Source organism: Roseibium sp. AWQ4_290, assembly GCF_056160985.1.
In genome coordinates, this window is the sequence record NZ_JBSWYG010000003.1 from 26636 (window position 1) to 38601 (window position 11966).

An 11966-nucleotide genomic window follows, 5' to 3' on the forward strand; every position below is an offset into this window, starting at 1 on the left:
CCAAGCAAATAAGACCCTGTTCAACTTCTATGCGCCCAAATTTGAGTTGCGGGCTGGTGAGTTGGGGGGGGGCCGCGGAGCATGTGTTTGCTTTTTTGGGGCTGCTGGCCGATCCGCCTGCGCCGTCCTGTGCGGAGGCGGGCCGTCCTCACTGGACAAAGGGCTTTGACCTAAAGAGACGTGCTGCCGCCAAAGCTTTCGAACCCGGCGGTGGTTTCCACGAGGTCCGCTTCATAGGTCTTGATCATCGGCATCGCCACCGGCTCGATCTGCCTGTTCCAGACAGGGCCGCTGTAAAACCCCTCCTTGATCCTGTCGCGCTCTTCCAAAGAGGGAAAGGCGCGCATCCAGTGAACCTTGTCCGGGTGCTCAAGGTCGCGCAGGGGGCCAAACACCAGCATGCCCGCCTCGCGCAAGGCCGGGCGATTTTCCCGTTCGAAAAAGGCAATGAAGTCTTCCCGGCGTCCGGGCATGAGCGTGTAGTGGCGAATCTCGATAATCATGGTGCACGTAAGCCCGGCAAGTGGTCAGAAGATAGTCTGCCAGATGAAGAAGACAATTGGCAGACATATTGGCAAACATCATCTGTGCGGTGCGGGCGGGCGTGTTGCAAGCCCGCTCTGCTGCCGAAGGAAACCGCCTGAAAAGATAGCCCGAACGCAGCGGTGCCAGCCACTGTCCCAGCCGCTGTTTCGGGCACGGGGCGCCCGGCGCAGTTCTCACAGAAAAACTTTCAAAAGTCCGTCCCCATTTGCGAAAAAAACGCTATGGTGCCGCTCATGGATGAGACAGGTTTTCCGCAAGTCGGCGCGCCCGCGCCAATAACCGCCCCGGCGCAGGAAAGCGGCGCTGCTGGCGCTGGCAGCCCCAGAGCCGAAGCTGGGGAGCAGGAGGGCGCCTATCGGGTGCTGGCGCGCAAATACCGGCCCCGGACTTTCGAGGATCTGGTCGGGCAGGAGCCGATGGTGCAAACGCTGGAAAACGCGTTTGAAACTGGCCGGATTGCCCAGGCCTGGATGCTGACCGGCGTGCGCGGGGTGGGCAAGACCACCACGGCCCGGATTCTGGCCCGTGGCCTCAATTACGAGGTTCCCGGTGAAGCCGAGCGGCCGACGGTCAAGCTTGCCGGAGAAGGCAGCCATTGCAAGGCGATCATGGAAGGCCGCCATGTAGATGTGATCGAGATGGATGCGGCCTCCCATACGGGGATCAACGACATTCGCGAGATCATTGATGCGGCCCGTTACCGCCCTGCAACGGCGCGCTACAAGGTCTACATCATCGACGAAGTGCACATGCTCTCCAACGCGGCCTTCAACGGCTTGCTGAAGACGCTGGAAGAGCCGCCGGAACATGTGAAATTCATCTTCGCGACCACGGAAATCCGCAAGGTTCCGATCACGGTCCTGTCCCGCTGCCAGCGCTTCGATTTGAGGCGGATCGAGCAGGGCAAGCTGATCGGCCTGCTGCGCCGGATTTCCGATGCGGAGAATATCCAGATTTCCGACGAGGCTTTGCTTCTGATCGCGCGCGCCGGGGAAGGCTCTGCGCGTGATTCCCTGTCCTTGCTGGATCAGGCCATGGCCCATGGCACCGGGGCGATCGAGGCCGATGATCTGCGCCAGATGCTGGGTCTCGCCGACCGGGCCCGGGTGATCGACCTGTTCGGGCACCTGATGGCCGGGCGCATTGAAGAGGCGCTGGGCGAATTGCAGGCCCAGTATGAAGTCGGCGCCGATCCGGCGATCGTCCTGACGGATCTGGCCGATTTCACCCACCTGGTGACCCGGATGAAGGTGGCCCCGAAGGCGGCGGACGAAGCCTCCGTGACCGAGGCGGAACGCGCCCGGGGGCGGGATTTTGCCGAAACGGTTTCAATCCGTCTCCTGTCCAGGGCCTGGCAAATTCTTCTCAAAGGCGTTCAGGAGGTGCAGGCGGCCGCCAAGCCCCTGGCCGCTGCGGACATGGTTCTGGTGCGGCTGGCCTATGCGGCCGATCTGCCCGATCCGGGCGAGCTGATGGCCCAGATCGGCAAGGGGCAGGTCCCCGCCATGGGCGGGCCGTCTGGCGCTGGTGCCGGGCCGTCGGGAGCGGGGGCCTCCGGGGCGGCCCCGTCCGGGGGCGGCGCTCAGGCCATGGCTGTCGGCATGCCGGCCCCGCAACAGGGGCATGAGACGGGCGGCGGCGGTCCGGTCCTGCAGCAGGGCGGGCATCAGACGGGCCGCCCGCACTTGGCCGCCATTCAGGGGGGGCTTCCGGCACAGCAGCCTGCCGCGCAAGAGCGTGCGCAGCCCGTGCCGGCGCCAGTGGCCCCGCAGCAGCCCGCCTTTGGCCTGAAAACCCTTTATGATTGCGCTGCGCTGGCGTCCGAAAAGCGCGACATTCCGATGAAGGTCGCCATTCAGCGTCAGATGCGGCTCGTCAAGTTCGAGCCGGGCAAGATCGAAATTCAGCCGACCGAAGACGCTCCGGCCGATATTGCCGGGGAGTTTGGCCGCAAGCTGACGGACTGGACCGGACAGCGCTGGTTTGTGGTGGTCTCGCGCGAGCATGGCCGCCCGACCATTCACGAAGAACAGGAAGCCAACCAGCAGCAGCTTCTGTCCGACGCCAAGTCCCATCCGACAGTGGCGGCGCTCCTGTCCCAGTTTCCGGGCGCCAAGGTGGTCGATGTCAAGGTGCAGGTCAGCGAAGATGATGATGCCGCGCTTGCCGATCCGCTTGTCAACGATCCCCTGCTGAACGAGGCGCTGGGCGAAGACGAAGACGATTGAATTCCGGCAGACGGGTTCCTATCAGGCGGGATTGGTATTAAAGCCTGACGCCAAAGGGTTGGATGGCGCCGCAAAGCGCGCAAGATTTTTCAAGGAGAGATCCCATGGACTTCCTCAAGATGATGAAGCAGGCCAAACAGATGCAGGAGCAGATGGGGTCCCTGCAGGAGCAAATCGTCGATATTGAAGCGCAAGGGGTGGCCGGAGCCGGTCTGGTGACGGTGACCCTCAACGGCAAGAGCGATTTGAAGGCCGTGAAGATCGACCCGTCTCTGTTGAAGGAAGAGGAAGGCGAGATTCTGGAAGATCTGATCATGGCCGCCCATACGGATGCGCGGGTCAAGATCGAGCAGGCCATTCAGGAAAAGACCCAGGAGCTGATGGGCGGGCTCGGCCTGCCGGCCGGTATGAAGCTGCCATTCTAAACCGGGTGGTAAGCGGGCCGTCATGGTGCAAAAGAGTGTTGCAGGACCGGAAATTGAGCGGCTGATCCAGCTTCTGGCAAAACTGCCGGGGCTTGGTCCGCGCTCGGCCCGCCGGGCGGCCTTGCATCTCATCAAGAAGAAAGACCAGCTGCTGGTGCCGCTTGCCGAGGCCATGGGCGTTGCGGTCTCTGAAATCGGCATCTGTTCGACCTGCGGCACCGTCGACACGTCCGATCCGTGCACGATCTGCGCCGATCCGAAACGCGACGGCACCGTGCTTGTTGTGGTGGAAGATGTGGCCGATCTATGGGCTCTGGAGCGGGCCGGGGCGGTCAAGGGACGCTATCATGTTCTGGGCGGCACCTTGTCGCCGCTGGATGGCATCGGCCCGGAAGATCTCAACCTGGCAACCCTGGTCGAGCGCTGCGCGTCAGGAACATTCCAGGAAGTCATCCTGGCCATCAGCGCAACCGTGGAGGGGCAGACCACGGCCCACTACATCATGGACCAGTTGGCCCCCCTTGAGGTGAATGTGACCAAGCTCGCCCACGGGGTGCCGGTTGGGGGCGAGCTGGACTATCTCGACGAAGGCACACTCGCCCAGGCCTTGAAGGCCCGCACGCGGGTGTGACATCGTGGGGTCTGTTTAAGTCTCTGTGGCTTCAGAATAAAGTCTGGGTGACCTGTGAGAGGCAGACTTGCCGTCTGCCCGCAAAATCCCTGACATCCTGCTGGCCGCCTGCCGGAGACTGGCCTTGGCAAGATGGAAACTGACTGTCAGCTTTTCGGCGCGGGTCAGATTGTCTTTCCACTTGAACAGGCTGTTGGCATTGATCGCGCTGCCGCCGGTCCGGTTGGTGCGGGGCGATGCCGCATGGCCGAAATAGCTCGGCGTCAGCACCGTGTCCGTGACGCGAATCCCGAGAAACCCGCAGACCTTTTCCATGGTGCTGTGCGGTGACTGGACCAGATCCTCATAATCGATTGCCAGGATCCGGCTATTCTGTGGAAGCTGCAGGGAATGGACGCGGTCGCGGGCATAGGATTTGCTGAGCCCCTTGAAGACAGCCCGGTCGGATGCCAGCCGGATCTCGGGATGTCCCTTGCGCTTTTCGTGCTGGATATGGCTCCACAGGCGGGCCGGGGCCTCACGCCGCAAGAAGACGATCTTGCCCTTGGGCCAGGTGTGCAAAAACCAGTCGAGCGCGCCGGGGCGGAACTGTCCCAAAGGGTCCTTGAACACCGGATGCGAGCCAGTCTCAAGCTCCGGCCGGGTGGCGGCGAGGGCGGTCCGAAGCGCGGCAAATGCGGCAGTCACACAGTCTTTTTCGCAGTGGGCGGGGAGGCTCTGCAGGTGACTGGCCAGAGCCTGATAATAGGCTTTGAAAAAGCCTTTTACCGGGAATTGTGTGTGAGAGAGTTCCGGAATGGCCTTCTGGCTGGCGAGCTGGTCCAGCTGGGCGTGCAGGGCGTCGAAATCCAGGCCGTGGTCTCCTGATCCAGCCCGTTCAAACGCATCGGACCAGCTGAGGCGGTGAAGATCGTTGCGGGCGTTGAAGAGCAGATATTTCTGCATCTGCGCAATCGACGCGAAGTGTTTGCGGGTGAACAGGTGATAAAAGAATGGCTCAACCGGATAGGTGAGGCAGTCAGGATGGCCGTCCAGAAGGGAAAGAAGCATCGTCGTTCCGGAATGGGTGTGGCCTGTCAACCAAATCATGTAGGCGGTCTTCTCAATTAGAGATGAGTATCTTTAAGTGTTTAATTTCTTAAACACCGAACCGCCCTTGCGTTTGTAAATAATAATAAATATTGTATTTGTAAAATAGAATTATCATTCCAATTTATTCGATTTGTTTCTCTGGTTTGAGCATGCTGATTTGTGTTTTTCCCACGAAGTAAGAGGCCGTTGTGAGACTTCTTGGGGAGATTGGTCGGGTGTGTCTTGGCGCAGGCTCTCATCGCGCCTGTCAGGGTTATACCAACCTGAATAGATAGAAACCCATCTGATGGCGCTGGTGCGGATTGGCCGGCAAGGCGCGTTGCGCAGGACGGCCTGGTTGGCCGTTCAAGCGGCGCAACGCAGTCCGGCGGGCCGGAGCAGGCCACCGAGGCCGTGTTTGAGGACTGTTCAGCTGCGTCCCAGGTTTTGAACGATAAACCATATCGCCCTGAAACCTGCTCCTTGCCGAACAGTCCCCAAACACCGTCAGATCGGTTCCTATCTAGTGAGGTTGGTATAAACCGTGAGGCCGCGTCTGGTGGGTGGGCTTCACCCCGAAGGGTGCTGTGCAGGTGCAAGGATTTGACCTAACAGGCGCTCGCCTAAAATTACCGCTCAAACCGGAAGGCGGAACAAAACAGGTCTCCGGGAAACCGGAACACTTCCTCTGCGCTTGAGAACCCGGCGTCTTTCCCGATGGCGATCCAGTTTTCCGGGGATTCGGGAATGTCATGGGTGCTGACATGGCGCCACAGATGCGCATATTCGGTCTTTGTCAGGGATTGAAACCGGTGGGGCAGGGTTTGTTCCCAGCGGGAGACGAAGTCCGTTCTGGTCTCGCCTGCTGCACAGACCGGTTCGGCGCACACAAACAGCCCGCCCGGTTTCAGCGCCTGCCGGATGAGGTGCAGCATGGTCTTCTTTTGCGGTGTTGCCAGATGGTGGATCGAGAACCCGCACCAGACCAGATCCGCGTTGTCCTGATTTTGGGCCACCGCCTGAACCATGTCCTCTTGGCGCAGGTCCACCTGAAAAGGCGCGTCCCGGAGCCGGTTGTCGGCAAGGCGCAAGGCAGGGCCGGACAGATCAATGCCTGTATAGTGCCGGACCTGGCTTCCCTTCAGAACAGTTTCTGCCAGGCTGGCGTCGCCGCAGGCAATGTCCAGAAAGGTAAAGGGCCGGTTGAATCGCTCTTTTATCTCCCCGCGCAGGAGGGCGGCCAGTTCCCGGTGATGCATCTCGTTGGCGTGCACCATCTTCTGATAGATCTGCCACTCGAATTGAAACAGGTCCGCTGAACCGGGTACTTCGGGTGCCAAAGCTGCGGATGGCTCTTCAGAAAGGTGGGGCATGGCAGCTCCGGTGCGTGAAAATCGGGTCCTGAAATCAAGGTAGACCATGGCTCTGGAATATCAATCCCTGATTGCTTCAAGGCCGTTTCGCAGCTTTTGGAGTGTCGGGGCGGATGGGAAGGAGGCCTTGCGTCCGCTGGCCGCCGCCCCTATGTCGTTGCGGTCGACAACCAGCCCCAGAAGGTTCCATGTTCCAAGCTGCCGCCCGCGCCATGTCCCAGGTGTTCGAACAACCCTTTCGCGCCATTTTCTGGAAAATGCTCGGGTTCACGCTGGCAATCCTTCTGGTGATCTGGATCGCCCTGCAGGGTCTGGTCGGCCACTTTCTGGGGGTTGCGGCCACCGAATGGGGGGATGGCAGTGCCTGGATCACCTGGATGGAATGGTCCATTTCGATCCTGACCGGTATTGGCGCCGTTTTTGCCCTTGGATTTCTGATCGCGCCGATTTCCGCCCTGCTGGCCGGGCTCTTTCAGGATGACATCGCGGATATTGTGGAAGCGCGGGACTATCCGGGCGACCGCCTAGGCAAGGCGCTCCCGCTTTCGCAAGCCATCGCCCAAACGGTGAAATTCACCGGGGTTGTTGTGGCAGGGAATCTCTTTGCGCTCCTGCTCCTTCTGGTGCCGGGGGTCAATCTGATCGCGTTTTTTGTGGTGAACGGGTATCTGCTCGGACGGGAATTCTTTGAATTCGCCGCCATGCGGTTCATGCCGCCAGACGATGCCAAGGCCCTGCGCCGGGCGCGCGGGGGCACCGTGTTTCTCGGCGGTCTGGTGATTGCGGGACTTCTGGCCGTGCCGGTGCTCAATCTGGTGACACCGATCTTCGCCACCATCTTCATGATGCATATGTTCAAGCGCCTGTCGGCACGGCGCAGCGACAGGCAGCCGGCCTGACGGCACGTGCCGGGGTCCAGCCACCGCACCAAAGCCTCTTGCATCCCCGGGCCGGGTCTGACGAACTGGGGCAAGGGCCCTTGGAGGGGGCGGCCAACCGGAGGACAGGATGCAGGCGCTTTTGACCGAAATTGCCGATGCGGCGGCCAGAAATCCGGAAAAAGGCAAGGTGGCCGACTATATTCCCGAATTGGCCAGGATCGACACGGACCAGTTCGGCATTGCGGTTGCACTTGCCAATGGCCGGGTGTTCACCGCCGGAAGCGCTGAGACGCCGTTTTCGATCCAGTCGGTTTCCAAAGTGTTCGCGCTGGCTCTTGCCCTTGGCCGGGTCGGAGATCAGATATGGTCGCGGGTAGGCCGGGAACCGTCCGGTCTGGCCTTTGATTCCATTCTCCTTCTGGAGCGCGAAGAGGGTATTCCGCGCAATCCCTTCATCAATGCCGGAGCTCTGGTGACGACCGACACCTATCTGGCCGGGTCCAGCCCGCGCGAGGCTTTGGGGGAATTGCTGCGCTTCATCCGCGCAGCGGCAGACGATGACAGCATTCATATCAACAACAAGGTCGCCCAGTCCGAGCTGTCAACAGCGCACAGGAATTTCTCCCTGGCCCATTATCTGGCCTCCCATGGCAACATGCGGGCCTCTGTCGACAAGGTTCTGGGCACCTATTGCCACCAATGCGCGGTCGAGATGTCCTGCCGCCAATTGGCCCTGGCCGGACGGTTTCTGGTCGATGCTCCGGCCATGCCCGCGCTCGTTTCCCCTGAGCGCCGCCGCCGGATCAATGCGCTGATGATGACCTGCGGCCATTATGACGGCTCCGGGGACTTTGCGTTCCGCGTCGGCATGCCCGGGAAAAGCGGTGTTGGCGGCGGCATTCTGGTGATCTCGCCGGGCCGGGCGGCGGTTGCGGTCTGGTCGCCGGGGCTGAACCGTTACGGCAATTCCAGACTCGGTACCGAAGCGATGGAAACCTTCGCCCACCGCACCGGCTGGTCCGTTTTCGGTCTGCCGCATTCGGCGGTGCCGGTTGACGTTTAGGGAAAGATGCGGATGTGCACAGGTGGATTTTACAATTGTTTCACGTCATTACATGATTTTAATCGTTTAAGACATGATTTCCTGCATTTTAGCCCTATAGGATATTTTGACCTTTGGGAGCGTTGGCGCTAGAAAGCTCCTACACAACGCCTTGATTTGCTTACGTTTGCGTAAACGTAAGGTGAGGCAGAGGGGGTCGGAAACGTGTCGTTGGCCCTTTTTGTTTCAGCGTCGTACGGGAGAGGAATTCCATGTCGAACGCCGATATGCGCGGCAACCGCCCGCTGTCGCCCCATCTTCAGATTTATAAACCCATTCTGACGATGGTCATGTCCATTCTGCACCGGATTACGGGGGCGGCCCTGTATTTCGGAACCGTGCTGCTGGCCTGGTGGCTCATCGCCGCTGCAGCAGGCCCGGCCTATTTTGATTTCGTCAACGCCATATACGGTTCGATCCCGGGGCAGCTGATCCTGTTCGGCTTCACCTGGGCGCTGGTGCACCACATGCTTGGCGGCCTGCGCCACTTCATCTGGGACATGGGCGCCGGCTTTGGCAAGGACGCCCGCGAATGGCTGGCCAAGGCCACCATCATCGGATCTGTCAGTCTGACCGTGATCCTGTGGGTCATCGGCTATCTGGTTCGCTAAGGAGAGTGTCATGACGGATCTGCGCACCCCTTTGAACAAGGTTCGCGGCCTTGGCTCGGCCAAGGAAGGAACCGACCATTTCTGGAAACAGCGTGTCACAGCGGTGGCCAATGTCTTCCTGATTTCCTTCTTCGTGATTCTGGTGATCGCGCTGCAGGGCTCCAGCCATGGCGAAGTCGTCGAGGCGCTTCGCAACCCGCTGGTGTCGATCATCCTGCTGCTGGTGATCCTGTCCGGCGTCTATCACATGAAACTCGGCATGCAGGTCATCATCGAGGATTATATCCAAGGTGAGGGCATCAAGTTTCTGACGCTGATGGCGAACACCTTTTTCTGCGCCCTTATCGGCTTCGGCTGCATTTTCGCAGTGCTCAAGATTGGCTTTGGAGGCTAACCCGTATGGCCAAGACATATGAATTTATCGACCACACCTACGACGTGGTCGTTGTCGGTGCGGGCGGTGCGGGCCTGCGCGCGACGCTCGGCATGGCCGAGCAGGGTCTCAGAACGGCCTGTATCACCAAGGTCTTCCCGACCCGCTCCCACACGGTGGCGGCCCAGGGCGGTATCGCTGCGTCGTTGAAAAACATGACGCCGGACTGCTGGGAATGGCACATGTATGACACGGTCAAGGGCTCCGACTGGCTGGGGGATACGGACGCGATGGAATATCTCGCCCGCGAAGCCCCAAAGGCCGTCTATGAGCTGGAGCATTATGGTGTTCCGTTCTCCCGGACCGAAGAAGGCAAGATCTACCAGCGTCCCTTTGGCGGCCACATGCAGAATTACGGCGAAGGCCCCCCTGTGCAGCGCACCTGCGCGGCTGCGGACCGGACCGGCCACGCCATCCTGCACACGCTCTACGGCCAGTCCCTGCGCCACAATGCGGAATTCTATATCGAGTATTTCGCCCTCGACCTGATCATGTCCGAAGATGGTGTCTGCCAGGGCGTGATTGCCTGGAACCTTGATGACGGCACCATCCACCGCTTTGCAGCCAAGATGGTGGTGCTGGCCACCGGCGGCTATGGACGGGCCTATTTTTCGGCAACCTCTGCCCATACCTGTACCGGGGATGGCGGCGGCATGGTGGCCCGTGCGGGCCTGCCGCTGCAGGACATGGAATTCGTCCAGTTCCACCCGACCGGCATTTACGGCTCAGGCTGCCTGATCACTGAAGGCGCGCGCGGAGAGGGCGGCTATCTTGTCAACTCCGAAGGCGAGCGCTTCATGGAGCGGTACGCACCCTCGGCCAAGGACCTTGCCTCCCGCGACGTGGTCTCGCGCTGCATGACCATGGAAATCCGCGAAGGCCGGGGCGTCGGCAAGAATGGCGACCATATCTTCCTGCATCTGGACCACCTCGATCCGGCCCTTCTGGCCGAGCGCCTGCCGGGCATTTCTGAAAGCGCGCGCATCTTTGCGGGTGTGGATGTGACCAAGGACCCGATCCCGGTCCTGCCGACCGTTCACTACAATATGGGCGGCATTCCGACCAACTACTGGGGCGAAGTGCTGAACGCGGACGCGAGCAATCCGGATCGGATCCAGCCCGGCCTGATGGCCGTTGGCGAGGCCGGCTGCGCCTCCGTTCACGGCGCCAACCGTCTCGGCTCCAACTCGCTGATCGATCTGGTCGTGTTCGGCCGGGCCGCCGCGATCAAGGCGGGCGAAGTGGTGGATCCCAAAGAAGCCACCCCGGCCCCGAGCGAAGCGTCCTGCGAGAAGATCATGGACCGGTTCGACACCCTGCGCCATGCGGATGGCAGCGTGCCGACAGCGGATCTGCGCGACAAGATGCAGCGTGCCATGCAGGAAGACGCGGCCGTCTTCCGCACTCAGGAAAGCCTGGAAGCGGGCTGCAAACGCCTGTCTGGCATCTGGGGCGACCTGAAGGATCTGAAAGTCTCCGACCGCTCGCTGATCTGGAATTCCGATCTGGTGGAAACGCTGGAACTGGAAAACCTGATGGCCAACGCGATCACCACGGTCTATGGCGCCGAAGCGCGCAAGGAAAGCCGTGGCGCCCATGCCCGTGAGGACTACAAGGACGGCCCGTTTTCGGGTCGGGACGACGAGAACTGGCGCAAGCACACGCTGGCCTGGGTCAACGAAGCCGGTGACGTCAAGCTCGACTACCGCCCTGTGGTGCTCGATCCGCTGACCACGTTCGAGGAAGGTGGCATCGACCCGAAAAAGATCGCGCCGAAGGCGCGCGTCTACTAAGGGGCGGATCTGGTGAGGGAGATGGCAGCACATCTGGACATACGCAGTCCGTTCGGCACGTATCCGGCCGAACGGCTGGTCCGTGCTGCCTGGCGTCTTGCGGATCGTCACGACCTGTCCAAGGGCCTGCGCAAGCGGATCCGGTCCTTTGTGGCGCGGGTCTTCAAGGGCCCTTACGACATGGAAGCCGATGGTCTGAAATTCCGCATCTATCCGGGCGAGAATTACGATGACCGCAAGATCCTCGCCAAGGGGCGCCTGCCCGAACGGGCCGAACACGCGCTTCTGGAGCCACATCTGAAAGACGGCACAGTGTTTGTGGATGTGGGGGCGAATATCGGCTCCTACGCCATTTTCGCCGCCCGGCGCGGTGCATCCGTACTGGCGATCGAGGCCAACCCGCAAACGGCGGAAAAGCTGAGCTTCAACATTGCGGCCAATGGATTTGAAACCGTGCGGGTGGAAAATTCCGCGGTCGGGCCGAAGGATGACACTTTGCCCCTGTGGCTGGAGCCGAGCAATTGCGGCTTTGCGACCTTCGTCAAGGATCTGACAACCGGCGAATGGGCGGGCGACTGGTCGCCGGCCTATGTCAAGATGCGGCCTTTGACCGCAATTGCCGATGAGTACAACCTTCCCAGAATTGATGTTCTGAAAGTGGATGTGGAAGGATTTGAGGATCGGGTGGTGCTGCCCTTCCTCAGGCACGCGGATGCAGGCGCATGGCCCCGCGTGATCCTTCTGGAAACAAATTGCCGGCCCTACTGGTCCGAGGATTGCCTGCCTGAACTGGCAAGACGCGGCTATGAAGTGACCGGCCGGACAAATGACAACATGGTTTTCGAACTCACAGCCTGAGCGGAAACCGACAG

The 11966-nt window shown here is 60.8% G+C and carries 12 protein-coding genes; 9 read left to right on the top strand and 3 right to left on the bottom strand.

Annotation, left to right across the window (positions count from 1 at the left end; translation table 11 throughout):
• Positions 1 to 170: 170 nt before the first annotated feature.
• Complete coding sequence (locus ACXAH0_RS03840) at positions 171 to 503, bottom strand: putative quinol monooxygenase (RefSeq protein WP_475189248.1); 333 nt, start codon at positions 501 to 503, stop codon at positions 171 to 173.
• A 276-nt stretch (positions 504 to 779) separates the two neighbouring features.
• Here ACXAH0_RS03840 and ACXAH0_RS03845 point away from each other — a divergent pair, with 276 nt between their 5' ends.
• From ACXAH0_RS03845 to recR, 3 genes are all read left to right on the top strand, one after another.
• Complete coding sequence (locus tag ACXAH0_RS03845) at positions 780 to 2774, top strand: DNA polymerase III subunit gamma/tau (protein ID WP_475189249.1); 1995 nt, start codon at positions 780 to 782, stop codon at positions 2772 to 2774.
• Positions 2775 to 2878: 104 nt separating this feature from the next.
• On the top strand, positions 2879 to 3199 hold the full coding sequence (locus ACXAH0_RS03850; RefSeq protein ID WP_475189251.1) for a YbaB/EbfC family nucleoid-associated protein: 321 nt from the start codon (positions 2879 to 2881) through the stop codon (positions 3197 to 3199).
• A 25-nt stretch (positions 3200 to 3224) separates the two neighbouring features.
• Positions 3225 to 3830 carry a recombination mediator RecR gene (recR, locus tag ACXAH0_RS03855; protein WP_475189511.1) on the top strand — a complete coding sequence of 202 codons (606 nt, stop codon included), beginning with the start codon at positions 3225 to 3227 and terminating at the stop codon, positions 3828 to 3830.
• Positions 3831 to 3845: 15 nt separating this feature from the next.
• Here recR and ACXAH0_RS03860 read toward each other — a convergent pair whose 3' ends face one another.
• Positions 3846 to 4919 (bottom strand): sulfotransferase family protein, encoded by a 1074-nt coding sequence (locus ACXAH0_RS03860; protein ID WP_475189253.1) that lies wholly within the window; start codon positions 4917 to 4919, stop codon positions 3846 to 3848.
• Between the two features lie 611 nt (positions 4920 to 5530).
• On the bottom strand, positions 5531 to 6274 hold the full coding sequence (locus tag ACXAH0_RS03865) for a class I SAM-dependent methyltransferase (RefSeq protein ID WP_475189255.1): 744 nt from the start codon (positions 6272 to 6274) through the stop codon (positions 5531 to 5533).
• Positions 6275 to 6462: 188 nt separating this feature from the next.
• Here ACXAH0_RS03865 and ACXAH0_RS03870 point away from each other — a divergent pair, with 188 nt between their 5' ends.
• The 6 genes from ACXAH0_RS03870 to ACXAH0_RS03895 all read left to right on the top strand — a co-directional run bounded on the left by ACXAH0_RS03870 (position 6463) and on the right by ACXAH0_RS03895 (position 11952).
• Entirely contained in the window at positions 6463 to 7173 is a 711-nt protein-coding gene (locus tag ACXAH0_RS03870) for a sulfate transporter family protein (protein WP_475189257.1), read from the top strand.
• Positions 7174 to 7282: 109 nt separating this feature from the next.
• The gene (locus tag ACXAH0_RS03875) at positions 7283 to 8218 is read left to right on the top strand and encodes a glutaminase (protein WP_475189258.1); all 936 of its coding nucleotides are present in this window, start codon (positions 7283 to 7285) and stop codon (positions 8216 to 8218) included.
• Positions 8219 to 8469: 251 nt separating this feature from the next.
• Positions 8470 to 8868 (top strand): succinate dehydrogenase, cytochrome b556 subunit, encoded by a 399-nt coding sequence (sdhC, locus tag ACXAH0_RS03880; protein ID WP_475186856.1) that lies wholly within the window; start codon positions 8470 to 8472, stop codon positions 8866 to 8868.
• A gap of 10 nt (positions 8869 to 8878) precedes the next feature.
• Positions 8879 to 9262 (top strand): succinate dehydrogenase, hydrophobic membrane anchor protein, encoded by a 384-nt coding sequence (sdhD, locus tag ACXAH0_RS03885; RefSeq protein ID WP_475186854.1) that lies wholly within the window; start codon positions 8879 to 8881, stop codon positions 9260 to 9262.
• 5 nt (positions 9263 to 9267) lie between these two features.
• Positions 9268 to 11094 (top strand): succinate dehydrogenase flavoprotein subunit, encoded by a 1827-nt coding sequence (gene sdhA / locus ACXAH0_RS03890; protein WP_475186853.1) that lies wholly within the window; start codon positions 9268 to 9270, stop codon positions 11092 to 11094.
• Positions 11095 to 11115: 21 nt separating this feature from the next.
• Positions 11116 to 11952: an FkbM family methyltransferase gene (locus tag ACXAH0_RS03895; RefSeq protein WP_475186851.1), complete on the top strand. Its 837-nt coding sequence runs from the start codon at positions 11116 to 11118 to the stop codon at positions 11950 to 11952.
• Positions 11953 to 11966 lie beyond the last annotated feature (14 nt).

What these genes read in the sequence shown, in the direction of transcription:
- ACXAH0_RS03840 (WP_475189248.1), bottom strand. Translation starts at nt 503, where the DNA reads ATGATTATCGAGATTCGCCACTACACGCTCATGCCCGGACGCCGGGAA.
- ACXAH0_RS03845 (WP_475189249.1), top strand. Translation starts at nt 780, where the DNA reads ATGGATGAGACAGGTTTTCCGCAAGTCGGCGCGCCCGCGCCAATAACC.
- ACXAH0_RS03850 (WP_475189251.1), top strand. Translation starts at nt 2,879, where the DNA reads ATGGACTTCCTCAAGATGATGAAGCAGGCCAAACAGATGCAGGAGCAG.
- ACXAH0_RS03860 (WP_475189253.1), bottom strand. Translation starts at nt 4,919, where the DNA reads ATGATTTGGTTGACAGGCCACACCCATTCCGGAACGACGATGCTTCTT.
- ACXAH0_RS03865 (WP_475189255.1), bottom strand. Translation starts at nt 6,274, where the DNA reads ATGCCCCACCTTTCTGAAGAGCCATCCGCAGCTTTGGCACCCGAAGTA.
- ACXAH0_RS03870 (WP_475189257.1), top strand. Translation starts at nt 6,463, where the DNA reads ATGTTCCAAGCTGCCGCCCGCGCCATGTCCCAGGTGTTCGAACAACCC.
- ACXAH0_RS03875 (WP_475189258.1), top strand. Translation starts at nt 7,283, where the DNA reads ATGCAGGCGCTTTTGACCGAAATTGCCGATGCGGCGGCCAGAAATCCG.
- sdhC (WP_475186856.1), top strand. Translation starts at nt 8,470, where the DNA reads ATGTCGAACGCCGATATGCGCGGCAACCGCCCGCTGTCGCCCCATCTT.
- sdhD (WP_475186854.1), top strand. Translation starts at nt 8,879, where the DNA reads ATGACGGATCTGCGCACCCCTTTGAACAAGGTTCGCGGCCTTGGCTCG.
- sdhA (WP_475186853.1), top strand. Translation starts at nt 9,268, where the DNA reads ATGGCCAAGACATATGAATTTATCGACCACACCTACGACGTGGTCGTT.
- ACXAH0_RS03895 (WP_475186851.1), top strand. Translation starts at nt 11,116, where the DNA reads ATGGCAGCACATCTGGACATACGCAGTCCGTTCGGCACGTATCCGGCC.